Source organism: Mesorhizobium sp. M1142, assembly GCF_040318565.1.
Lineage (GTDB): Bacteria > Pseudomonadota > Alphaproteobacteria > Rhizobiales > Rhizobiaceae > Mesorhizobium.
Window position 1 is genome coordinate 36,182 of record NZ_JAMYMK010000025.1, and the last position, 22,637, is coordinate 58,818.

Sequence of the window (22,637 nt, forward strand, 5' to 3'; positions counted from 1 at the left end):
CGTGAGCGCCTCAATCTTCACCCGACCGCATTCTCAGGCAGCGCGCGGCGAGACGATCTTCTGTGCCGGCTTCTTCTTCTTCGCGGTGTGCAGAAGAGCGGCGACGATTGCTGCCGGGCCGATCGCTCGGTAATAGCTGTCGAGCGCCGGTTGCTTGGCACGGCTGGGTTCCTGCTTGGGCATTCTTCTCTTCCCTAGTAACGTCTTCGTGTCTGCGTTTGCTGGCCGAATCCGACCAAATCGTGACGCTTGCTGATCTAGCCGGCGAATGTTTCATGACAGTGCCGACATGTTTAATAAAATGTTTCAGTGCCGCATTTCCTGTGATCCAACGATATTTTTGGCGAAGGTAGCGACTTGACGGCAACACCGGGCAAGGCGATAAAGCCGGCCATGAAAACGCCTTTCGCCATTTGTGGCATTTGCATTATCGGCTAGCCTCGCGCTGGTCCTGGACGTTTTCGCCTCATCTCCTCCAAGATTGGACAAACGCCCCGGCCAGCAGGCTGGAGCCCGATTTGCGCCTCGGCGTAACTGGCTTCATCCAGAGCACGATCCCAAAGATCATGCTCAACCAAAGTAACGCACCGGGAACGCACGTATGTCTGACGCATCGAAGAGCCTGCGCCTCTACAACACGCTAACGCGGAGCAAGGAGGATTTCTTCCCGATCGATCCGCGCAACGTGCGCATGTATGTCTGCGGCCCGACGGTCTATGACTTCGCCCATATCGGCAATGCGCGGCCGGTGATCGTCTTCGACGTGCTGTTCCGTTTGCTACGGCATCTCTACGGGCAAGCGCACGTCACTTATGTCCGCAACATTACGGACGTCGACGACAAGATCAACGCTCGCGCGCTGCGCGATTTCGGCGGCGAGATTGCATCGGGCAAGCTGTCGCTGAACGAAGCGATCAGGCGGGTCACCGAAAAGACCGCCGGTCAGTTCCACAAGGACGTTGCGGCGCTCGGTTGCCTGGAACCGACGGTCGAGCCGCGCGCCACCGAGTTCGTCGAGCCCAGGCCCGACGGCAAAGTCGACATGATCTTCTTGATTCAACGCTTGATCGAAGGCGGCCATGCCTATGTCGCGGCTGGAGAAGTCTTGTTCGACACCGCTTCCATGCCGGATTATGGGCAGTTGTCGAAGCGCAATCTCGATGAGCAGCAGGCCGGCGCCCGCGTCGCCGTCGATGCGCATAAGAAGAACCCGCAGGATTTCGTGCTGTGGAAATTGTCTTCGCCCGAGGAGCCGGGCTGGGACAGCCCGTGGGGCAGGGGTCGGCCGGGCTGGCACATCGAGTGCTCGGCGATGTCGGCCGCCTATCTCGGCGAGGTGTTCGACATCCATGGCGGTGGTCTCGACCTGATCTTTCCGCACCACGAGAACGAGATCGCGCAATCGCGTTGCGCCCACGGCACCGAAACGATGGCCAAGGTTTGGATGCACAACGGTTTCCTGCAGGTCGAAGGGCAGAAGATGTCCAAGAGCCTGGGCAATTTCTATTCGATCACCGAATTGCTGGAGACGGATACCTTTGGCGGCCGCAAATGGCCGGGCGAGGTGCTCAGGCTGGCGATGCTGATGACGCATTATCGCGAGCCGATCGACTTTTCCGTGCGCAAGCTGGAAGAGGCGGAAAGGCTGCTTACGAAACTCTACCGTCGATTTGATGAAATCTGGCCCGTGAACCCAATCACACCGGAACCTCGAATATTGGAGCATCTGCTCGACGATTTGCAGACATACGATGCGTTCCGCACCGCTTCTTCATCTGCGTACGGAGCTGGGGATGATGCGGGCCGAGTCTTGGCTGGTCTAAAACTTCTGGGTCTTATGCAGCACACCCCAGATGAATTCTTACGTGGCGTCCCAGCTGTGACTGAGACCAAGGCCGTCGCCCACGCAAGCATTCAGGAGGAGGACGACACCCTCGACTCATACGGCTCTGTTGGTCCCACCAAGGATCGTATCAGAGCGCGTATAGACGAAAGACTCGGTCTTATTCGCGAAAAGAACTGGGCCGAGGCCGACCGCATCCGCGACGAGCTTCTGGCGCAAGGCGTGCAATTGAAGGACGGAAAGGACCCGGTCACCGGCGCCCGCATCACCACCTGGGAGGTAAAGCGGTGAGGGTGGAGGTCGAAATGTGTGCAAGGCTGGCGAAGGCTTTTGTGATGGCCGATCTCCCCCCTTGCGGGGGAGATGTCCGGCAGGACAGAGGGGGGTGGGAAGGATCGCCGACTTTCGACGTAACCCATTCGCACCCCGGAACCTGCTTGAGGGCGTGGCTGCCATCGGTTGACAGGCCGGAGGGACAGTACCCCCCTCTGTCCTGCCGGACATCTCCCCCGCAAGGGGGGAGATTGGCTGTCGTCGATGATTTCGCCAATCGCGAAGGCGAGGGTGCTTGATGGGTCACGACCTCGTTCCATCGCGTCAGCGAAAGAATGCAAAATCTCTGCGCCGTGGCATGACCGATGCCGAGTTGAAGCTTTGGAACGAATTGCGCGCCCATCGGCTGATGGGGATGAGCTTTCGCCGGCAGGTGCCGATCGGACCTTACATCATCGACTTTGCTTGCTCGACACACAGCTTGATCATTGAGGTTGACGGCAGCCAGCACGCGGATCCCGAAAGCGTCCAGCGTGACGAGGCACGAAGCGCGTACTTGAATGCCAGCGGCTGGACCATCCTGCGCTTTTGGAACGACGACGTCGTTCGCGATATTGACAATGTCTGCCAGCACATCGTGATCGTGGCCGGCCTGACTGGCGCCGACGTGTTGGCAGGCCAGCCAGCAACGGAGGTAGTTCCATGATCGATCATCTCGGCATCACCGTTTCGGATTTCGACGCGTCGAAGGCTTTTTGCGACAGGGCGATGGCGCCGCTCGGCGCCTCGCTGCTGTACATGGTGCCGCAGGAATATACCGGCGGCGCCAAGGTCGGCGGCTACGGCCGCGACCGGCCGGTGTTTTGGCTGCACGCCGGCAAGGACAAGTCGAAGCATCATCAGCATGTCGCTTTCACCGCGCGCAGCCGCGCCGAGGTCGATGCCTTTCACGCCGCGGCAATCGCCGCCGGCGGCAAAGACAATGGCGGGCCTGGCCTGCGCCCGCACTACCATCCGAACTATTATGGCGCCTTCGTCCTCGACCCCGACGGCAACAATGTCGAGGCGGTCTGCCATGCTCCGGAGTAGTGCGCGATGAGCCTCGACAACAGACCGGTGTATACAGGCGGCTGCCAGTGCGGCGCCGTGCGCTTCCGCGTCGAAGGCACGCTCGGCGATGCTTCCGTCTGCCATTGCCGCATGTGCCAGAAGGCGAGCGGCAATTTCTACCTGCCGCTGGTCTCGGTGCGCGGCGCTAGGCTGGACTGGACGCGCGGTGAGCCCAAACGCTTCCGCTCGTCCAACGCGGCTTTGCGCGGTTTCTGCGCCGAATGCGGCACGCCGCTGACCTTCGAAGCGCCCGATGGCGTGGCGCTCGCCATCGCCGCATTCGACCACCCCGAGGAGATTGCGCCGACGATCCAATGGGGTGTCGAAGCCAAGCTCCCCTATGTGGATCATGTTCACGAATTGCCCGGTGAGGAAACGATGGCCGACGTCTCGTCTGCCTCCTATCTCGCCGACCTCGTCTCCTACCAACATCCCGACCACGACACCGAACAATGGCCGCCGGAGGAAAAATCATGACCGAAACCGTTCGTACCGGTGGCTGCCAGTGCGGCGCCGTGCGCTTCCGCATCCACGGGGCGCTCGGCCGCCCGTCCATTTGTCATTGCGGCATGTGCCAGAAACAGTTCGGGTCGTTTTTCGGCGCGCTGGTGACAGTGCCGAGCGACGGCGTCGAATGGGTGCGCGAGGAGCCGAGTTACTTTCAGTCGTCGGTCAACATCGATCGCGGCTTCTGCGCCCGCTGCGGCACACCGCTGACCTACCGCCAGCCCGGCGCGCTGGAGATCGCCATCGGCGCCTTCGACGACCGTTCCGATCTGGCGCCGCAGATCCAGGTCAACTACGCCGCCAGGCTGCCTTGGGTCGAGACGATCTTCGACGCACCGATCCACGACGACCCGGATTTCTACGCGCGACAGGAATCCATCATCTCCTTCCAGCATCCCGATCACGAGACGGCCAACTGGCCGCAGCAGGGCCTGAAATTATGAGCAGCGAATTCCGTACCCTCTATCCCGAGATCGAGGCCTTCGAGTCCGGCATGCTCGACGTTGGCGATGGCCATCAGGTCTATTGGGAGCGCTCCGGCACCAAGGGGGCCAAGCCGGCTATATTCCTGCATGGCGGGCCGGGCGGCACCATTTCGCCAAAGCACCGGCGGCTGTTCGACCCGAAGCTCTACGACCTCGTTCTGTTCGACCAGCGCGGCTGCGGAAAATCGACGCCCAATGCGTCGCTCGAAGCCAACACCACCTGGCACCTGGTCGCCGACATCGAGCGCCTGCGAAAAATGTGCGGCTTCGACAAATGGCTGGTGTTCGGCGGCTCGTGGGGTTCGACGTTGGCGCTGGCCTATGCCGAGACCCACCCCGAGCAGGTCAGCGAACTGGTCGTGCGCGGCATCTACACGCTGACCCGCGCCGAACTCGAATGGTACTACCAGTTCGGCGTCTCGGAGATGTTCCCCGACAAGTGGGAGCGGTTTTTGGCACCCATTCCGGAGGCTGAGCGCGCCGACATGATGGCCGCCTACCGCAAACGGCTGGTCGGCAACGATCCTGTGGCGCGGGTCGAGGCCGCCTGCGCCTGGAGCCTGTGGGAGGGCGAGACGATCACGCTGCTGCCGGAACCGGAAACCAGCGGTCCCTTCGGCCAGGATGATTATGCCCTGGCTTTCGCCCGCATCGAGAACCACTATTTCGTCCATGCCGGCTGGCTGGAAGAGGGACAGCTGCTGCGCGATGCATGGAAGCTTAAGGATATCCCGGGTACCATCGTTCACGGCCGCTACGACATGCCGTGCCCGGCGCGCTATGCCTGGGCGCTGCACAAGGCGTGGCCGAAAGCGGACTTCCATCTGATCGAAGGCGCCGGCCACGCCTATTCGGAGCCGGGCATCCTCGACAGGCTGATCCGCGCAACGGACATGTTTGCCGGGAAATGACCATGGCTCGCGAGCGCCTTTATCTGTTCGACACCACGCTGCGCGATGGTCAGCAGACGCCGGGTATCGACTTTTCCGTCGAGGACAAGATCGCCATCGCCAAGCTGCTGGACGCGTTCGGCATCGACTACGTCGAGGGCGGCTACCCCGGCGCCAATCCAACCGACACCGCCTTCTTTGCCGAGCGCCGCACGGCCGATGCCAAATTCGTTGCTTTCGGCATGACCAAGCGGGCAGGCGTGTCGGCTTCGAACGACCCCGGCCTCACGACGCTGATCCAATCCAAATCTGATGCCATCTGCTTCGTCGCCAAGAGCTGGGACTACCACGTCCGCGTCGCGCTCGGCTGCACCAATGAGGAGAACCTCGAGGCGATCAAGACCTCGGTCGAGGCGGCGCTCACTGCCGGCAAGGAGGCGATGGTCGACTGCGAGCATTTCTTCGATGGCTTTAAGGCCAACCCCGATTATGCGCTGGCCTGCGCCAGAACGGCTTATGAAGCCGGCGCGCGCTGGGTGGTTCTGTGCGACACCAATGGCGGCACCCAGCCCTCTGAGGTGCGCGCCATCGTCGAAAGGGTGATCGCCGCCGGCATACCAGGCGACCATCTCGGCATCCACGCCCATGAGGACACCGGCCAGGCGGTGGCGAATTCGCTTGCCGCCGTGGAGGCCGGCGTGCGCCAGATCCAGGGCACGCTGAATGGCATCGGCGAGCGCTGCGGCAACGCCAACCTGATCTCGATCGTGCCGACATTGGCGCTGAAGCCGGCCTTTTCGGGCCGCTTTGCTACAGGCATTTCGGCAGAGAAGTTGACCGGTATATCGCGTCTGTCCCGCGCCTTCGACGAGTTGCTGAACCGCGCGCCCGAAGCGCAGGCGCCCTATGTCGGTGCCTCCGCTTTCGCCACCAAGGCCGGCATCCATGCCTCGGCGCTGGCCAAGGAGCCGGCGACCTACGAGCATGTGCCGCCAGAGACTGTCGGCAACCGCCGCCGCGTCATGGTTTCGGACCAAGGTGGGAAGGCCAATTTCCTCGCCGAGCTGAAGCGGCGCGGCATCGACGTGCCCCGGGATGACCATCGCCTCGACGCTCTGATCGCCGTGGTCAAGGAACGTGAGGCGGAGGGTTACGCTTACGAAGGCGCCGACGCCAGCTTTGAGCTTCTGGCGCGCAAGATGCTGCATGGCCTGCCGGAATTCTTCCGCGTCACCTCGTTCCGCTGCATGGTCGAGCGCCGCTTCGACGCCAACGGCCAGCTGAAGACGGTCTCGGAGGCGATTGTGAAAGTGCTGGTCGAGGGCGAGGAGAAGATGTCGGTCGCCGAAGGCCATGGCCCGGTCAACGCGCTCGACATTGCGCTGCGCAAGGATCTCGGCAAATTCCAGAGCGAGATCGCCGATCTCGAGCTGGCCGACTTCAAGGTGCGTATCCTCAATGGCGGCACCGAGGCGATCACCCGCGTGCTGATCGAATCCCATGACGGCACCGGCGCGCGCTGGTGGACGGTCGGCGTCTCCGAAAACATCATCGATGCTTCGTTCCAGGCGCTGATGGATTCGATCGTCTACAAGCTGATGAAGAACCGCGACATGGCGGGATTGGCGGCGGCGGAGTAGCGTTGAACCATCAGCGAGACTCCATTGATCCATCAGAAATTTGCGATGGTTTTGACAGGGCGGCTGGCGCATAGCGTTGGGCCATGACCGCCCAAGCAATGCAAATCGAAGCCGACACCAAAGCTCGTCGCGGTTTTCTGCTGGCGCTTGGCGCCTACCTCCTTTGGGGGCTGCTGCCCTTCTACATGAAGGCTGTCGCGCATCTGCCGCTGGCCGAAGTCATCGCCCACCGCATCGTCTGGTCAGTGCCGATCGCCGCCGCTGTCCTGGTCTGGGCAGGCAGGACTGCCGATTTCAAAGCGGCAGTTCGTTCGCCGCGCATCATTTCGATGGCCGTGCTGACCGCAGCGCTGATCTCGGTCAACTGGGGCATCTATGTCTGGGCGATCGCGGTCGACCGCACCATCGAGACCGCGCTTGGCTACTACATCAACCCGCTGGTCAGCGTCGTTGTCGGCGCGCTGCTGCTCGGCGAACGGCTCGACCGCCTGCAGGTCGTGGCGGTGGTGCTCGCGGCAATCGCCGTCGCGGTACTGACCATCGACGCCGGCAAGCTGCCTTGGGTGTCGCTGGTGCTGGCCTTTTCCTTTGCCGCCTATGCCTTCTTCCGCAAGACGCTGCCAATCGGCCCGAGCCAGGGCTTCCTGCTTGAAGTGCTGCTGCTGTCGGTGCCGGCGCTCGGCTACATCGTCTTCCTGATCGCCACAGGACAGGATCATTTCGTCTCCAGCTCGTTGAACGACACCGCCTTGCTGATCGGCTGCGGGCCGGTCACCGCCGTGCCGCTGCTGTTGTTTGCGTTCGGCGCCAGGCTGCTGCGCCTCTCCACCATCGGCATCATGCAATATATCGCGCCGACCATCGTCTTTTTGATCGCGGTGCTGATTTTCGGCGAACCCTTCGGCAGTGTTCAGGCCATAGCCTTCGGGCTGATCTGGGCAGCACTGGCGATGTACTCCTGGTCGATGTTTTCTTCGGTGCGCAAGACCGTTTCCGCATCAGCTCGAGCCGCGTAACGAAGAAAGGCGGTTGGCCCGTCATTGCGGATTTAAGGAAGGCAGTAGGGAAAGGAGTGAATAGTGAATAATCAGTAGTGGATAGACAGGCGCGGTCTGGAACGTCTTGTGTTTCACTATTCACTGTTCACTCTACATCTTATCAATCACCGACTGTACGCCCTCCGTCGGAGCGTCGACGGACGATCCCGCCACCATGATGGCGGCGACGATTGCTTCCGGATCCTCGACCACCAGCGGCTTTACCCGTTGCGCCGTGTGGATGAAGCCTTCCGTTGCCATGTGGTCGAGCAGCGCTAGCATCGGATCCCAGAACCCTCCGACGTTACCGAAGACGATCGGCTTGCGGTGGTGGCCGAGTTGGGCCCAAGTCATGATCTCGACGATCTCCTCGACCGTGCCGATGCCGCCGGGCAACGCCACAAAGGCGTCGGATTTCTCGAACATCCTATGTTTGCGCTCATGCATATTGTCGGTGATGACGAGCTCGTCGAGCCGGTTAAGCGCGGTTTCGGTCGCCTCCCGGTTGATCAGAAAACGTGGAATGATGCCCGTTACCTTGCCGCCGGCCTTTAATGTCCCTTCAGCGACGGCACCCATGATACCTTTAGTGCCGCCGCCATAAATCAGACGCAGGCCGGACTTGGCGATCGAGCGGCCAAGCAGGTGTCCGGCCTTGATATAGGTTTCATCTCGGCCCGGGGACGAGCCGCAATAGACGCAGACAGATCGAATCGTGTTCATGTTATAATTGGTGATAGGGACTATTGGCATGGTCAAGCCCTGGGGCGGGCTTTTTCTTGTCGGATTTGGTAAAACAGGCTAGACCAAATTAGGTGGCTAAGGGGCAGGGAAACATGGCAATTAATCCGTTGAAGGCGTTTTTGTTCGCGGCTGGCGGCTCTGTCGCCGCGGCGGGAACCGCCTATCTATCGGGCGCGCTCGACCCGTATCTCAATTCTACCCGGCCTGCGGAGGTCGCGGCGCTGACGCCGCCGGCTTCGAAACCGGTCGCTCCGGCGACCGAGGGGCGGCTGCCGCCTGCGCCCGCGGCCTCCACCGATGCGGCAGCGCCCGCTGCGCCGACCGCAGCAGGTGCAATCGTGCCGACCTTCGACATCGTGCGCGTCGAAAGCAACGGCTCGGTCGTCGTCGCCGGCAATGCGGCGCCCAACGCCAAGGTCGAGATTCTCAACGGTTCGACTGTGCTCGGCTCGACGGTCGCCGGTCCCGACGGCGCCTTTGCCATTATTCTCGACGATCCGCTGAAGCCCGGCGACTACACGATCACGCTGCGCTCGACGGCTGGCAATGTCGTGACCGCCTCGGCGCAGACCGCCGTCGTTTCGATCCCCCAGAATTCCACCGGCCAAGTGCTGGCAATGGTCGAGGAGCCGGGCAAGCCGTCCGAACTGCTCACTGTTCCGGCCCCTGAGGCAAAATCTGATGCCGCGCTGCCTGCCACTGGCACCGAACTGCCGGCCGCCGCCGCGCCGGCCGCCATTGAAGCCGCACCGGCTCCGGTGGCGCCCGCCACACCGGCAGCGCCTGCTGCTCCCGCGGCGGAGCCCAAGATCGTCGTCGAAGCCGTCGAAATCGACGGCAACAAGATTTTCATTGCCGGCGTCACTGATCCCGGCCGCAAGGTGCGCGCCTATGCCAACGATATCCTGCTCGGCGACGCGAAGACCTCGCCCGACCGCCACTTCCTGGTCGAAGCGACACGTGACATCCCGGTCGGCACCTACACCATCCATGTCGACGCGCTCGACGCCGACGGCGTGAGGGTGGTGGCCCGTGCCGCCGTGCCGTTCGAGCGCGAGCCAGGCGAGGCGGTTGCCGCCGTGGCACCGGCCGGGCCGAAGCCTGCCGGGACAAAACCGGCCGAGCCGAATGCGCCAGCGACCGAAGCCGCGCCGACTACACCGGCAACAGCCGCCGAAACTCCGGCAACCACCCCCACTCCTGCCACCGAGGCTCCGGCCGAAATGGCCGTCGCAACACCTCCGGGCGAGACTCCCGAGACCGTCGCTCCTAAGCTCGAACATGCCGATGGCGCAGTCATTATCCGCCGCCATGACACGCTGTGGCGAATTTCGCGGCGAGTCTATGGCCAGGGCATGCGCTACTCGACCATCTATCTCGCCAACCAGGACCAGATCAGCAATCCGAACCGCATCTGGCCGGGACAGGTGTTCAAGGTGCCGGAGAAATCGAAGGAAGGCGAACCCGCCGATCTCAAGGCAATGGGCGACCAGATGACGACGGCGCCAGTCAAGACCGAGTAGCCGTTCTGCCCATCAGGATAGCTTGCGACAGGACCAGTCATCGTTTATCGCCGATGCACGATGATCGAATCTCCCCCCGTAATGGACCGACGCCGGGCGGCAGATGAACGCGCGCCGGCCAACTGCACGCCGGCCAAATGCACGCCGGATAGCCGCGCTGTCGCTGTCCGGCTCGCGGCCCTTTCGCATCCGGCGCGGATCGAAATTCTCAAACACCTTTCCGCCAGCCGTTCCTGCTGCTGTCGCGAGGTCGTCGAGCATCTCGATCTGGCGCAGTCCACCGTTTCCCAGCATTTGAAGATCCTGGTCGAGGCCGGGCTGATCCGCTTCGAGCCTGACCGCCAGCGCTCGCGCTATGAGCTCGACCGCGCCGCGCTCGCCGATGTTTCGGCATCGCTGGCCGCGCTGGTCGATTCCTGCTGCTCCGGCCGCTAAGATTATAAAAGGTAAACAAGAATGGCCGAGAAAACCGTTTCCGCCGATTCCGGCTCGACCTTCAGAACGTTGCGCAATCTCTGGCCCTATATGTGGCCGGCCGACCGCGCCGACCTGAGGGCCCGGGTGGTGTGGGCCACCGTGCTGCTGGTCGTCGCCAAGCTGACCCTGGTGGCCGGACCCTATTTCTTCAAATGGGCGACCGACGCACTGGCCGGCGATAGCAAATCGCCGCCGCCGCTGCCGGCCTTTCTGCTGGCGCCGGTCATGCTGGTCGTCGCATACAATGCCGTGCGGCTGGTGCAACTCGGCTTCAACCAGTTGCGCGACGCCCTGTTTGCACGTGTCGGCCAGCATGCCGTGCGCCGGCTCGCCTTCCGCACCTTCGTGCACATGCACGAACTGTCGCTGCGCTTCCACCTCGAACGGCGCACCGGCGGACTGTCGCGCGTCATCGAGCGCGGCACCAAGGGCATCGAGACGATCGTCCGCTTCACCATGCTGGCGACTGCGCCGACGATCGTCGAATTCGCGCTCACCGCCGGCATCTTCGCCGTCACCTATGGCTGGCTGTACGTCTTGGTGATCGCGGTCACGGTCTGGCTCTATGTCTGGTTCACCGTCAGGGCGAGCGATTGGCGTATTTCGATCCGCCGCGAGATGAACGACAGCGACAATGAAGCCAGCACGAAGGCGATCGATTCGCTGCTCAACTACGAAACAGTCAAATATTTCAACAACGAAGCCATGGAGGCCGAGCGCTTCGACCGTTCCACGGCGCGCTATGAGGTCGCTGCGACCAGGACCTGGACCTCGCTTGGTTGGCTGAACTTCGGCCAAGGCGTGATCTTCGGCATCGGCATGACCGTCGTCATGGTGATGTCGGCGCTCGAGGTGAAGGCAGGCACACAGAGCGTCGGCGATTTCGTCTTCGTCAACGCCATGCTCATGCAGCTTTCGGTGCCGCTGAATTTCATCGGTATGATCTACCGCGAAATTCGCCAGGGCCTGACCGACATCGAAAACATGTTCGATCTGCTCGACGTCAAGCGCGAGATCGTCGATCGGCCGGGCGCCAAGCCACTGGTCGTCGATGCCGGCAGGGTCGAGTTCCGCGACGTACATTTTTCCTACGACCCCAACCGCAAGATCCTGAAGGGCATCAGCTTCGAGGTGCCGGCCGGCAAGACGGTGGCCATCGTCGGCCCCTCCGGAGCCGGAAAGTCGACCATTTCGCGGCTCCTGTTTCGTTTCTACGACATTCAGCGCGGCAAGGTTCTGATCGACGGCCAGGACATTCGCGACGTGACGCAGGAGAGCTTGCGCGCCGCCATCGGCATGGTGCCGCAGGACACGGTGCTGTTTAACGACACCATTGCCTACAACATCCGCTACGGCCGCATCGGCGCCAGCGAGGAGGATGTGCGCAAGGCGGCAGAACTGGCCCAGATCGGACCGTTCATCGAGCGGCTGCCAGACGGCTATCGCTCAATGGTGGGCGAGCGCGGGCTGAAACTGTCCGGCGGCGAGAAGCAGCGGGTGGCGATTGCCCGCACCATCTTGAAGGCTCCGCCGATCCTGATGCTCGACGAGGCGACTTCGGCGCTGGACAGCCACACCGAGCAGGAGATCCAGGCGGCACTCGACCTGGTCAGCCAGGGCCGCACCACCCTCGTCATCGCCCATCGGCTGTCTACAGTGATTTCCGCCGACGAAATCATCGTCCTGCAGGACGGCCAGATCGCCGAGCGCGGCACCCATGCCGCCTTGATGGCCAAGCGCGGCCTTTATGCATCGATGTGGGACCGCCAGCGCGAGGCAAGCGAGGCCGAGGAGCGGCTACGCATTGCCCGCGAAAGCGACGAGTTCGGCGTCGTCGTCCGCCGCCGCACCTCGGAGGTGAGCTGAAAATTTGTGCTTGACCTCAACTTAAGTTGAGATCGTAGGCCGTTTTGGATCGCAGCAAGATACGTCGTTCAAAACGGAGACAATCGACATGAATGGGATAAATCAGGCAGTTAGCGGCGGCAGCGTATTCCGGGTGGACAAGTTTGTCGTTCCGGCCAACGCCCGCGAGGAGATTCTTGCCAAGGTCCGGATGACGCATGAATTGCTGCGCCAGCAGCAAGGGTTCGTCCAGGATTTCCTGCTTGAGCAATTCTCGGGGCCGGGCGAGTTCAACCTCGTGACCATTGTCGAATGGGAAGGGCAGGCCGCTGTCGACAAGGTCGTGCCGATCATCAAGGCTGCGCATGAGCGCAGCGGCTTCAATCCTCAGGAGACCATTGCACGACTTGGCGTCAAGGCCGATATTGCCAACTATCAGCGGATTCCCGGGATGTAAGCTCTCTATGGCCAGCCGGCGCGCGGCGCAGTAGCGTCGACGCTGAGCACCTGGCCGCTACCGGCATCGCTGATCATATGTTCGAAGCCGCGCCATTCGGCGGCGACGATGAACAGCGTTTTTCCCTCGCTGCCGCCGAGCATGCAGGCAAAGCAGCCGCGGTCGACGTCGACGCTTTCGAGCATCGCGCCACCCTCGCGCACCCGTACGCAATGCCTGTTCGGAACATCGGCATACCAGGCCGCACCTTCGGCATCGAGGCAGATGCCGTCGGGAAAACCGTTGCCGAGATTGGCCCAGATCCTGCGGTTGGAAAGGCCGCCATCGGCAGCGATGTCGAAGGCGGTCAGCCGGTTGGCGTGGGACTCGGCAACGATAAGCGTCTTATTGTCAGGCGTCACCGCCATGCCATTGGCGAAGGCGAGGTTCTCAGCCACCTGCCGAACCGAGCCGTCAGGCGCTACCAGCACGATGGCGCCGGGGCCGAAATGCTGGCCGGGACCCGGAGCAGGCCCACCACCATTGACATAGATGTTGCCGCGTCCATCGACGACGATCTCGTTCCACGGGCTCTTTGATAGTTGTCTCAGATCGGCATGGGTGACCAATGTCCTGTCTACCTCCTGCCTGAGGATCAGCCCTTCGCGGCCGGACACGACAAGCAGGCGCCCGTCCGGCAGCCAGTCAATGGAATAGGGCAGGGTGGCCGGCACGGTGAGCACGATCTCACTGTTGCCTAGGGCGTCAACGGCGATGATCTGGCCCGTACCCCAGTTGCAGAACCACAGCCGGCCATCGTGCCAGCGCGGTGACTCGCCGAAGGCCAAGCCGTTCATCACCACTTGCACTTGCCTAGCTGCTGATTTCTGCATGGGCCGAGAACCTCCGAGTTTGCGCAAATCGTCAAGGCCGAAAGGCCGATGAGAGGCGCTGTCTTGCCAAGGACGGGCGAGAGTGCTGCGTTCCGACAAATGAGGATGGCGACGGCGTCGTTTATATTTGACCTGAGTAGCCGCACGGAACCGCGCGATGCGCCGTGCGCCTCCACTCATCCTTCTTCAATGAAGTATAACCGGCCGGTGCTTGCGGACGAGAAAGTCAAATGCAAGAATCACGTTGGCCCGCAGAATCCTGTAGTGGCAAGCAGGAAGGGCGTTTGGCGTGTTTGAAAGATTTTCCCGCTGGGCTAAGAAGAAATTTCAGCGATCAGCGACCATTTCACCGACTCGGTCCAAACAGTCATTCCCAGGCAAGCCATCATCTTCGGTGATCGTGCCGCGCTCAGTCGTGGAAGACGCGGCCGACAATCCTTTCGGTCTCATTGTAGCCGTCAGAGAATTCGTCGAAGCCATGGTCTCGCAAGGCCTTTACCGTTCCACGGAAATCAGCCCCAAGGCAATGCAGGCCTGTCATGCCGATGACTATTTGGCTGAGGTCAACAATGGCGGCCATAGCCAGTTCATCTATAATTCTGGCGAAGAACTCGACACCGTCATTGCCGACGCACGCACCGCCCTCGCTGAGATGGGCGCGCACGGACAACTGGCGACTTTGGACCAAATGGCTGCCTGGGTCGCGGAGCACCCCGAGGAGACTGAGGAACAGACAGGCTTCGAAGGAGGTACTGACGATAAGCTCAGTACTCTCGACCGTCTATTCTACCAAGCCGATCAGGCCGCATCGATGCTCGCTCTATCGGCGCGCTGGATAAACTCGTGGCCTGAACTCGCAATCGTTGAGGATGCCGACTACCGAGAAGCCATTCATCAGCTGGCCGTGACCAATCCCCGGCGCCAGCCGAGGCTACTCCATCGTTCTGTTGGCAAGCTGGTCAATCAAATGACGGGCTGGCGTGATGTCGGCGTCGGCCTTGCATGCGCCGAGGCGCCTAGGCCCGAGGTCAAGCTGGCGCTCGGCATGGCAAGGGTGCTGGACGTCGAGGGCGAAAAACTGTTGGCTTTTCAGCTGCGCACCAATGCCAAGGAGCCGCGTCTAGCCGTCGCCACGCCCACGCATGCGGCCGTCTATGAATATATCGCCCCGAAGGATTCGTACGTCGCGCGTCCGGGCGAGAATCCATTCGCTGCCGGCGCCCCGCGCGTCGGCAAGAGACTTGCCCGTGTTGAAGAGCAGGCAATAGAAACGGTGCTCGAATTGGCCGCAGCCTATCATGCGCCGGTCGCTGTCGACCTCTTGCTACGCAGGGCCGGGTTCGATCCGACCGAAGCAATTGTCTCGGCGAACTCGGTCGTGGCCAGGGAAGGCGACACGGTTGTGAACTGGGTGGTTATGGCCGACGGGCACGTATTCTTCCTCCAGTCGACCCCGAACGGCGCCGAGCTGCGCGGCAGCCACGAAGAGAGCCTGGCGGAGGCCGATCGGCGCGAGCTCGACGAGTATTTCGACCAAGCGGCGGCAGCGGGTGCCTGAGTGGATTTCGCTTGGTCGTTCTGAGAGACGGCGGCGCGACCGCCAAACCCTCAACCGCCCCCATTGTCGCGTTGCGACCGCGGGGTGTTTCCGCTATTGAGGCCGGACTTGGAACCAAGGTTGTCCTGATCCCATGAGCCTCGTTGACACGATCAAGAATGCGTTCGTTCCGATCCATCGCGAGGGTTATCCCTTTATCGCTGCGTTCGGCGCGGCGACGCTCTTTCTTGGCTATTTCTCCTCGACCCTGTTCTGGATCGGTCTCATCCTGACAGCCTGGTGCGCCTATTTCTTCCGCGATCCCGAGCGTGTCACGCCGATCGACGAGCGGCTGGTTGTCAGCCCGGCCGACGGCATCGTCTCGGCGGTTGGCCCGGCCGTGCCGCCGCGCGAGCTTGGCCTCGGCGGCGGCGAAATGACCCGCATCTCGGTATTCATGAACGTCTTTTCCTGCCACGTTAACCGCTCTCCGGTGCGTGGCCGCATTTCCAGGATCGAGCATCGGCCAGGAAAATTCCTCAACGCCGAACTCGACAAGGCAAGCACCGAGAACGAGCGCAACGGGCTGGTCATCGAAAGCCCCAATGGAACGGTCGCCGCGGTGCAGATTGCCGGCCTGGTGGCGCGGCGCATCGTCTGCTGGGCCGAGCCCGGCGGCGCCATCGGCACCGGCGAGCGCTTCGGGCTGATCCGCTTTGGCTCGCGCGTCGATGTATTCCTGCCCTCGACCGCGACGCCGCGTGTCGCCGTCGGCCAGACCGCGGTTGGCGGTGAGACGGTGCTGGCGGAATTCGGCGGCGTTGCTGCAACGCCGCTCGTGCGGGTCTCCTGACCGGTGGCGCCGCCGTTCAAGAAATTCGAGGCGCATGGCGGCGGTGGCCCGCGCATTCGCGAAATCCCGATGCGCATGGTGCTGCCCAATCTGGTCACGGTGCTTGCCATCTGCGCTGGCCTGTCCGGTATTCGCTTCGGCTTCGAAGGCCGCTTCGAGCCAGCGGTGGTGATGGTGCTGCTCGCCGCCTTCCTTGATGGTATCGACGGCCGTCTGGCGCGAATGCTGAAGGCGACTTCCAAATTCGGCGCCCAGATGGATTCGCTGGCCGATATCGTCAATTTCGGCGTGGCACCGGCGCTGGTGCTCTATGCCTTTCTGCTCGATAGGGCAGGTTCGCCGGGCTGGATCGCCGCACTGCTGTTCACCATCGCCTGTGGGATGAGGCTTGCCCGTTTCAACGTGCTCGACGAAGAGCTCGACCGTCCGCAGTGGCAGACCGAATATTTCGTCGGCGTGCCGGCGCCGGCGGGTGCGGTGTTGGTGATGCTGCCGCTCTATCTGTTCTTCCTCAGGCTTGGGCTTGAACCCAGCCGCCTGGCGGCCTTCATTGCCACCGGCTTTACAATATTGGTGGCGTTCCTGCTGGTCAGCAGATTGCCCGTCTATTCCGGCAAGAGCGTCAGGATACCGGGCGACAGGGTGCTGCCGATCATTCTCGCAGTCGTTCTCTACGTCCTGCTTTTGATGACCTATCCCTGGTATACGCTGACGGCCTCGGTTGCCGGCTACCTGGTCTTCTTGCCGTTCAGCGTGCGCGCCTATTCGAGACGCGCCAAGCGCGAAGGCGAGAAGGTGCCGTCGTCGGACATTGGCTGACGGATTTTGACTTGGGAGCGGCTCGCAGAGCACGCGGCGCTGTGGAACGCAGCTCAAAAACCCGTTTTCGGAACTTGCTGGGCGGCCAGATCGTTTGTGTTGGTAGGTCCGTTTGAGCGGCGGGTCGTGATACATCGTCAACGTCGCGCAAGCTGCCGCATCGGGCGCAAACCATCGGAAACGAGGAGAAATGGCTGTCATCCTCATCGGCGCGTTACTGACTGTCGCCGGCCTCGTCTATATGGCGGTTGCGGCCATCATGCGCGGGCGGCTTAGTGAGCCGGCCGCTGTCTCCGCCGCGCCGGATAGTCCGACGCCCAATCTCGCAACACCAGGTCCGACTCTGGAGCCGCGACGACGCGGGCTCCGTTTTCTCGGCCTGTCGCAGAACTGGCCGGGCCTGCTGATGATGGCCGTCGGCATCATTCTGCTGTTGTCGGTAGTGGTCTTCTAATGGATGTCGCGCAAAAATGTGCAGCGGTTTTGCGATAACGGCATACAAAAGCAAGAATCTAAGCGCGTCGCACAAGGCCGGTCAAACGCGACGCGCTTTGGAGTTTCGACAGCAAACCTCAGGCGGCTGCGCTCAGTCCCAGCCTCTCGAGCGCCAGCTTTCTAGTCGAGACATAGTCGGTCTTGCCGGAGCCCAGCACCGGGATCTCTTCGACCTTGACGATGTCGTTCGGCACCATCAGTTCGGCCGCCCCGGCTTTTTTGCCGAATTCGCGCAATTCGTCGGGATCCGCATTGTCGGCGGTGGTGACCAGAACGAGGCGCTCGCCGCGCCGCTTGTCCGGCACTGCCACCACGGCGTGATGTTCTTCCGGCCACAGCGACTGCACCAGCATCTCGACCGCACCAAGCGATACCATCTCGCCGGCTATCTTGGCGAAGCGCTTGGCGCGGCCGCGAATGGTGATGAAGCCTTCGCGATCGACCGAAACGATATCGCCGGTGTCGTGCCAGCCTTCGAGCGGCTGCAGCTCGCCCGGCCTATCGGCGGTCATGTAGCCCATCATCAGGTTCGGCCCGTCGAGCCACAGCCGGCCGGCGTCGCTGATGCCTTCGACCGGTTCGAGTTTCATGCGCATGGCCGGCAGCAGCCGCCCGACCGTTCCGTCGCGGCCGTGGATGGCGGTGTTGACGGCAACCACCGGTGCGGCCTCGGTCAAGCCAAAACCTTCGATGATCTCGGCCTGGAAGCGCTCGCGGTACACCCGGCGCGTCTCCGGCTTCACCGCCTCGGCACCGGCGACGACGAAGCGCAGGCTGGAAAAATCGCCGTCCTTGGCGGTGCGGGCATAGTTGGCGAGGAACGTGTCGGTGCCGAACATCACCGTTGGCCGGACCTTGCGCGCCACCTCCGGAATAAGTTTGTAGTGGAGCGGTGACGGGTAGAGGAACAGCTTTACTCCGGTGACCAGCGGCAGGATGGTGCCGCCGGTCAACCCGAACGAGTGGAACACCGGCAGCACGTTTAGCAGGATGTCGGCAGGCGAGATGGTGATGCGGGCTTCCGCCTGCATCGCATTGGCAAGAAGGTTCCGGTGCGACAGCACCACTGCCTTGGGCGTGCCTTCCGAGCCGGAGGTGAACAGGATCACCGCCGGCTTGGCCGCATCCTGGCGCTGCAGCGGCCAGCGCCACAGCAAGGCGGCTGCGGCCTTGTCCAGCACGGTCACGCTTGCGCGGACATCCTCCAGCCACAACAGTTTCGCCCCGCCCTTTTCCACCGCCTCGACGATGTCGGCGAGGTTGGCCTTTTCGACAAACGCGCGTGAGGAGACCACGGTGCGGATCATCGCCGTGCGGACGGCGGCGGTGACGCTGGCCGGGCCGGCGGTATAGTTGATCATTGCTGCCACCCGCGCAGCCGACAAAAGTCCGACGAACGACAGCACGACGCCATTAGCGTTGGGCAGGAGCAGCCCAACCGCTTCGCCCGGCGCTGTTATTGCCTCGAAGCGGTGGCCCAAAACCCTGGCGCCGATGAACATTTTCCGGTAGCTCAGCGCGCCACCAATGACGTCCTCGACAATTGGATGGGAAGCGCCAACCCGGTCGGCGGCATCGCGCATGGCAAGAAACAGGCCGCGATCGAGATCGTTGCCGAAAAGCCTGGCCTCAGCGAAGCGATCGAACAACGCATTTGTGTTGGAGGCCTGATCAGGATTCCGCGCCACCAACTCGGCAATGGTCATCGGCTCCAGCACGCTGATCGACAGCTGCGGAAACCAGTGGCGGGGCGCCTTGTCCGCTGGCGTCAGTGAAGCCGGCAGGCTGCGTGCGCCGGCAACGAAGATCGGCACGATGCGCGCGTCGGCCTGCATGGCGATACGGGTGATGGCGCGAAACAACCGAAACGACTTGACGTCGGGCTCGACCGCATCCGGCAGGTAAACGGCGAGCCGGCCCTTGCCCTTCAGCACCCGCACCAATCTGCGGCTGACGAAGACATGCTCGGCGTTGAAGGCGATGGTGCGGCCGAGCTCACGCCACGGCTCCAGCCACGGCGACCTGGCCGAAGCCTGGTCGAGGATGTGCAGCGTGTCCTCCGGCAGCAGCGACAGCATCAGCGCCGGCTCGATGCGTGACTGATGCCAAACGACGTAGATGACCGGGGCCGCCGACTTGCGGGCAATCTTGATGCGCTCGTCGCTGATCCGGTAGGCGAGCTTGAACGGCACGTAGAGCAGCGCCTGGCTCAAACGCAGGCCGAGGCGGAACGTCTCCACCACGCCGATCAGCAGCCACTCCGCGACAAGACCCGCAAGCAGCGCCAGTGTCAGGATCATCGCCGCATCTCCCAACAATCTCACGTCACGGCTCTTCAGTGGCCGCTTCGGGTGAGAACCTAGCCGAAGTTGGATCAACGTCAATGCGGCTCCATTTTCCTTTTCTCCTGTCATCACTGGATTCGGCTGCCTATCGCAGCTACGCCGCTTTCATCCTTCCGCTGATGAAGCGGAATTCCTGCGTTTTGCCGCCAAAGCCATAGGCCGCCGCAGGTACTTCATGCACGAGGGCGTAGCTTTCCTCATGCACCTTGCCCAGAAGCCGGCCGAATGCGGCAAAAATTGCCTGCAGATACGCCTCCAGCTCGAGCTTGGTGTTGGTGCCGTCGACAACCTTGATGTCGAGCCAAGCCGTGTTGGCGCCATGCTCGGCCAGCGACTTGCCGCCGGCGAACCAGTGCTCGGGGTCGTGATAGGAAATGGCAACAGCTGTAATCGTTGCGTCTTTGCGCAGATGCATGGCCGTCAGTTCGGTTACCTCCTTGGCAATGGCGGCTGACAAACCGGCATCGGGTTTGCCGGTAACGCTGACATTGATGATCGGCATGTTTCTTCTCCTCGGCTTCAAGCGGCGTTTCTCGCCGTCCAAAAAATCGTGCCATCATTATTAAATCAAAAAAATCGAATTGTTTTTGATAAACACTTTGATAATATCGAATTATGCAGGTGTTCGATCCCGACCTCCTCAAGACTTTCCTCGCTTTCGTCGATGGCGGTTCCCTGGCGCGGGCTGCGTCGATCGTCGGCCGCTCGCCGTCCGCAGTGACCGCGCAGATGCAGCGGCTCGAGGATGTTGTCGGCGAAGCGCTGCTGGTACCGCAGGGGCGAGGACGCGGTCTGACGCCGGCAGGCGAGGATCTTGTCGGCCACGCGCGTCGCATCCTTGCCGCGCACCGCGAGGCGTGGCTGGCCCTCAAAGGGGCGCGTGCCGACGGGCGCGTCGCCATCGGCACCACGCAGGACTTCGCCGACAGCGGCTTGCCGCAGCTTCTCAGGGCTTTCGCTGTCAGCCATCCTCGCGTCAGGATCGAATTGCGCGTCGGCCGTTCCGCCGAACTGGCGCAGGCTTTGCAGGCCGGCGCCCTTGATCTGGCCATTGCCATGCGGCAGGTGCCGACACGCGACGAAATCGGCGTGCTCAAGGAACCGATGATCTGGCTTTGCTCACAGAATGGGCTGGCCACCCGCCATGACGAACTGTCCTTGGCACTGCTCGATCCTCATTGCGGGTTTCGCGAAGCGGCGACCAGTACACTCGATGCGGCCGGCCGTCGCTACCGTATTGCTGCCGGCAGTGCCAGCCTTGCCGGCCTGCGCACGGCAGTGCACGCCGGCATCGCCTTGACGTTGAGGACTGCGCGCTTCGCTCATTCCGGCATCGTCGAGGCGCCGCGCGATCTTGATCTGCCGCCAGTGCCGGTCGCCGAATTCGCCATCCGCTTGCGTGAGGATGCCGATCGACCAGCGCAGGATCTGGCCGCGTTGTTCAGCGGCAACCTGGCCTTGGCCAACTGAGCCAGCAAAGAAAAAGCCGACCTTGCGGTCGGCTCTGAGTAGGACGGGCCGAGGGGTTTGGGGGGACTTGGGGTGGCCCGTCGCAGCCATAATGACTGAGCCCTATGATGGTTCCATGACTTTTCAAATTTATTTTGAGGAACGGACTTCTCGTGATCGGACCGCCAACTCGCCCTCGGACGCGGCGAGGATTGGTCATGCATCCGCTGCGCGCTGCTTGGCCATCAGCCAGTCTCGGCCGGCGTGAGCGAACACCGCGCAAAGCACGATGGCCCCGCCGAGCATGCTGGCTGCCGGCGGGATCTCCGCGAGGAACAGGAAGGCAAACAGGATCGCGAATGGCACTTCGGCCGAGCCCAGCAATCCTGACTCGGCCGCCGGAATAAGCCGGGTGCCCTCCGTCCACAGGATCGAGGCCAGCGCGAACGAGGCGCCGAAGGTGGCTAGAAGCACAGCGTCCCTGGCCGAGACGGCCAGCGGATCGGTGATGAGCCAGCCGAGCACGAACAGGAGGAACGCCGACATGGCACCCGCCCACACCACCGGCGTATCGCGGAAGGCCCGCACCATGATCATGTAGAGCGCGCTGCCGATCGTCATCAGCAGCGCCAACCCGTCGCCGAACAGATGGCCGGTGCCGAAGCCGGACCAGACCATGATCGCCACACCGCACAGTGACACGGCGGCGGCGGCAAGCGTCTGCAGCCGGAACGGCTCGCGGACCAGCATGAAGGCAAGCAGCGCGGTGACGAAAGGGGCCGTGGCATAGATGATCGCGACATTGGCGACAAAGGTGAACTTGAACGCCGAGATGAAGGCGATGCTGGCGAGCGCGCCCTCGATCGCCAGCAGCCAGCCGCGCCAGCCGAGCCGCAGGCTGTCGCGACCGCCGGAGCGCTGGCGACGCCATAGCACATAAAGGCTGATCAGGATCGAGCCGACGAAGCCGCGCCAGCAGGTGATGGTCAGCGGGTCGGCATGGATCGATTTGGTCAGCACGCCGGTGAGGCCGAAGACGGCCGCCGATGCCGAGACCAGGATGATGCCGAGGGTACGTTCGCGGGCGCTTTCCACTGTGCCTGACATGTCCAGCGATTCCGTCATTTTACCAGCTTACGCTGCCCCGTCCTGACACCATAGTGTCAGCTTGATCGAGGCGTCGTGCATCGAAACAGCAGACGGCAGCGCCGTTGAACAGGAGGCCCGCAAGAACCCTTTCGCGGGTTTCCAGGGTGGCGATATCGGCCATATGTCCGGCGGCCTTACGAATGTGTTGCGAGAGAGGGTGTGAAGGCGTTGGATGTCGGGCACCCGTATCGTCAGGCTATACGGGCCTGTTGCGCAGTAACCGGGGATGTTTGGATGGGGCGGGATCGCAGGGATTTCGCTCGTCTTTGTGAGCTCCGCCCCCTTGT

At 62.5% G+C, this 22,637-nt stretch carries 23 protein-coding genes; 17 read left to right on the forward strand and 6 right to left on the reverse strand.

Annotated features, from left to right (window positions below):
* Window positions 1-33: 33 nt before the first annotated feature.
* Complete coding sequence (locus tag NKH42_RS27895) at window positions 34-183, reverse strand: hypothetical protein (RefSeq protein ID WP_352508520.1); 150 nt, start codon at window positions 181-183, stop codon at window positions 34-36.
* Between the two features lie 418 nt (window positions 184-601).
* On the opposite strand from NKH42_RS27895, the gene cysS reads away from it, so the two are divergent.
* The 8 genes from cysS to rarD all read left to right on the forward strand — a co-directional run bounded on the left by cysS (window position 602) and on the right by rarD (window position 7,764).
* Window positions 602-2,134, forward strand: coding sequence for a cysteine--tRNA ligase (cysS, locus tag NKH42_RS27900; protein ID WP_352508522.1), 1,533 nt, complete (start codon window positions 602-604; stop codon window positions 2,132-2,134).
* A gap of 280 nt (window positions 2,135-2,414) precedes the next feature.
* The gene (locus NKH42_RS27905; RefSeq protein WP_352508541.1) at window positions 2,415-2,822 is read left to right on the forward strand and encodes an endonuclease domain-containing protein; all 408 of its coding nucleotides are present in this window, start codon (window positions 2,415-2,417) and stop codon (window positions 2,820-2,822) included.
* The gene (locus NKH42_RS27910) at window positions 2,819-3,205 is read left to right on the forward strand and encodes a VOC family protein (protein ID WP_352753084.1); all 387 of its coding nucleotides are present in this window, start codon (window positions 2,819-2,821) and stop codon (window positions 3,203-3,205) included. Before NKH42_RS27905 ends, NKH42_RS27910 begins: the two co-directional genes overlap by 4 nt.
* A 6-nt stretch (window positions 3,206-3,211) precedes the next feature.
* Window positions 3,212-3,703: a GFA family protein gene (locus NKH42_RS27915; protein WP_352479207.1), complete on the forward strand. Its 492-nt coding sequence runs from the start codon at window positions 3,212-3,214 to the stop codon at window positions 3,701-3,703.
* Window positions 3,700-4,176, forward strand: a complete 477-nt coding sequence (locus NKH42_RS27920; RefSeq protein ID WP_352508524.1) for a GFA family protein — start codon at window positions 3,700-3,702, stop codon at window positions 4,174-4,176. The genes NKH42_RS27915 and NKH42_RS27920 overlap by 4 nt, the downstream gene beginning before the upstream one ends.
* Complete coding sequence (gene pip / locus NKH42_RS27925; RefSeq protein ID WP_352508525.1) at window positions 4,173-5,129, forward strand: prolyl aminopeptidase; 957 nt, start codon at window positions 4,173-4,175, stop codon at window positions 5,127-5,129. Before NKH42_RS27920 ends, pip begins: the two co-directional genes overlap by 4 nt.
* Complete coding sequence (gene cimA / locus NKH42_RS27930; RefSeq protein WP_352756415.1) at window positions 5,126-6,748, forward strand: citramalate synthase; 1,623 nt, start codon at window positions 5,126-5,128, stop codon at window positions 6,746-6,748. Before pip ends, cimA begins: the two co-directional genes overlap by 4 nt.
* 83 nt (window positions 6,749-6,831) lie before the next feature.
* Window positions 6,832-7,764 (forward strand): EamA family transporter RarD, encoded by a 933-nt coding sequence (gene rarD, locus NKH42_RS27935; protein WP_352753079.1) that lies wholly within the window; start codon window positions 6,832-6,834, stop codon window positions 7,762-7,764.
* Window positions 7,765-7,896: 132 nt separating this feature from the next.
* Here the strand turns inward: rarD and NKH42_RS27940 are convergent, their stop codons facing one another.
* Window positions 7,897-8,508 (reverse strand): LOG family protein, encoded by a 612-nt coding sequence (locus NKH42_RS27940; protein WP_352705437.1) that lies wholly within the window; start codon window positions 8,506-8,508, stop codon window positions 7,897-7,899.
* 113 nt (window positions 8,509-8,621) lie between these two features.
* Here NKH42_RS27940 and NKH42_RS27945 point away from each other — a divergent pair, with 113 nt between their 5' ends.
* The 4 genes from NKH42_RS27945 to NKH42_RS27960 all read left to right on the forward strand — a co-directional run bounded on the left by NKH42_RS27945 (window position 8,622) and on the right by NKH42_RS27960 (window position 12,831).
* On the forward strand, window positions 8,622-10,052 hold the full coding sequence (locus tag NKH42_RS27945; protein WP_352753077.1) for a LysM peptidoglycan-binding domain-containing protein: 1,431 nt from the start codon (window positions 8,622-8,624) through the stop codon (window positions 10,050-10,052).
* Between the two features lie 81 nt (window positions 10,053-10,133).
* Window positions 10,134-10,487, forward strand: a complete 354-nt coding sequence (locus NKH42_RS27950; RefSeq protein WP_352753098.1) for an ArsR/SmtB family transcription factor — start codon at window positions 10,134-10,136, stop codon at window positions 10,485-10,487.
* A gap of 21 nt (window positions 10,488-10,508) precedes the next feature.
* Window positions 10,509-12,395, forward strand: coding sequence for an ABCB family ABC transporter ATP-binding protein/permease (locus NKH42_RS27955; RefSeq protein WP_352753076.1), 1,887 nt, complete (start codon window positions 10,509-10,511; stop codon window positions 12,393-12,395).
* Window positions 12,396-12,483: 88 nt separating this feature from the next.
* A complete protein-coding gene (locus tag NKH42_RS27960) occupies window positions 12,484-12,831 on the forward strand; it encodes an antibiotic biosynthesis monooxygenase (protein WP_254820223.1) in 348 nt (115 codons plus the stop codon).
* Window positions 12,832-12,836: 5 nt separating this feature from the next.
* On the opposite strand, the gene NKH42_RS27965 is transcribed toward NKH42_RS27960, so the two are convergent.
* The gene (locus NKH42_RS27965; RefSeq protein WP_352974670.1) at window positions 12,837-13,703 is read right to left on the reverse strand and encodes an SMP-30/gluconolactonase/LRE family protein; all 867 of its coding nucleotides are present in this window, start codon (window positions 13,701-13,703) and stop codon (window positions 12,837-12,839) included.
* A 289-nt stretch (window positions 13,704-13,992) separates the two neighbouring features.
* Between NKH42_RS27965 and NKH42_RS27970 the strand changes: the two genes are divergently transcribed.
* From NKH42_RS27970 to NKH42_RS27985, 4 genes are all read left to right on the forward strand, one after another.
* Window positions 13,993-15,261: a DMP19 family protein gene (locus NKH42_RS27970; protein WP_352974672.1), complete on the forward strand. Its 1,269-nt coding sequence runs from the start codon at window positions 13,993-13,995 to the stop codon at window positions 15,259-15,261.
* A gap of 133 nt (window positions 15,262-15,394) precedes the next feature.
* The gene (locus NKH42_RS27975; protein ID WP_352508533.1) at window positions 15,395-16,093 is read left to right on the forward strand and encodes a phosphatidylserine decarboxylase; all 699 of its coding nucleotides are present in this window, start codon (window positions 15,395-15,397) and stop codon (window positions 16,091-16,093) included.
* A gap of 3 nt (window positions 16,094-16,096) precedes the next feature.
* On the forward strand, window positions 16,097-16,912 hold the full coding sequence (locus tag NKH42_RS27980; protein ID WP_023677728.1) for a CDP-alcohol phosphatidyltransferase family protein: 816 nt from the start codon (window positions 16,097-16,099) through the stop codon (window positions 16,910-16,912).
* A gap of 190 nt (window positions 16,913-17,102) precedes the next feature.
* Entirely contained in the window at window positions 17,103-17,366 is a 264-nt protein-coding gene (locus NKH42_RS27985) for a hypothetical protein (RefSeq protein WP_352508534.1), read from the forward strand.
* Window positions 17,367-17,484: 118 nt separating this feature from the next.
* Here the strand turns inward: NKH42_RS27985 and NKH42_RS27990 are convergent, their stop codons facing one another.
* Window positions 17,485-19,707 (reverse strand): AMP-binding protein, encoded by a 2,223-nt coding sequence (locus NKH42_RS27990; RefSeq protein ID WP_352508544.1) that lies wholly within the window; start codon window positions 19,705-19,707, stop codon window positions 17,485-17,487.
* A 139-nt stretch (window positions 19,708-19,846) separates the two neighbouring features.
* Complete coding sequence (locus NKH42_RS27995; protein WP_352479219.1) at window positions 19,847-20,254, reverse strand: tautomerase family protein; 408 nt, start codon at window positions 20,252-20,254, stop codon at window positions 19,847-19,849.
* A 113-nt stretch (window positions 20,255-20,367) separates the two neighbouring features.
* Here NKH42_RS27995 and NKH42_RS28000 point away from each other — a divergent pair, with 113 nt between their 5' ends.
* A complete protein-coding gene (locus NKH42_RS28000) occupies window positions 20,368-21,222 on the forward strand; it encodes a LysR substrate-binding domain-containing protein (RefSeq protein WP_352508535.1) in 855 nt (284 codons plus the stop codon).
* A gap of 195 nt (window positions 21,223-21,417) precedes the next feature.
* Here the strand turns inward: NKH42_RS28000 and NKH42_RS28005 are convergent, their stop codons facing one another.
* Entirely contained in the window at window positions 21,418-22,326 is a 909-nt protein-coding gene (locus tag NKH42_RS28005; RefSeq protein WP_352689582.1) for a DMT family transporter, read from the reverse strand.
* Between the last annotated feature and the right edge of the window lie 311 nt (window positions 22,327-22,637).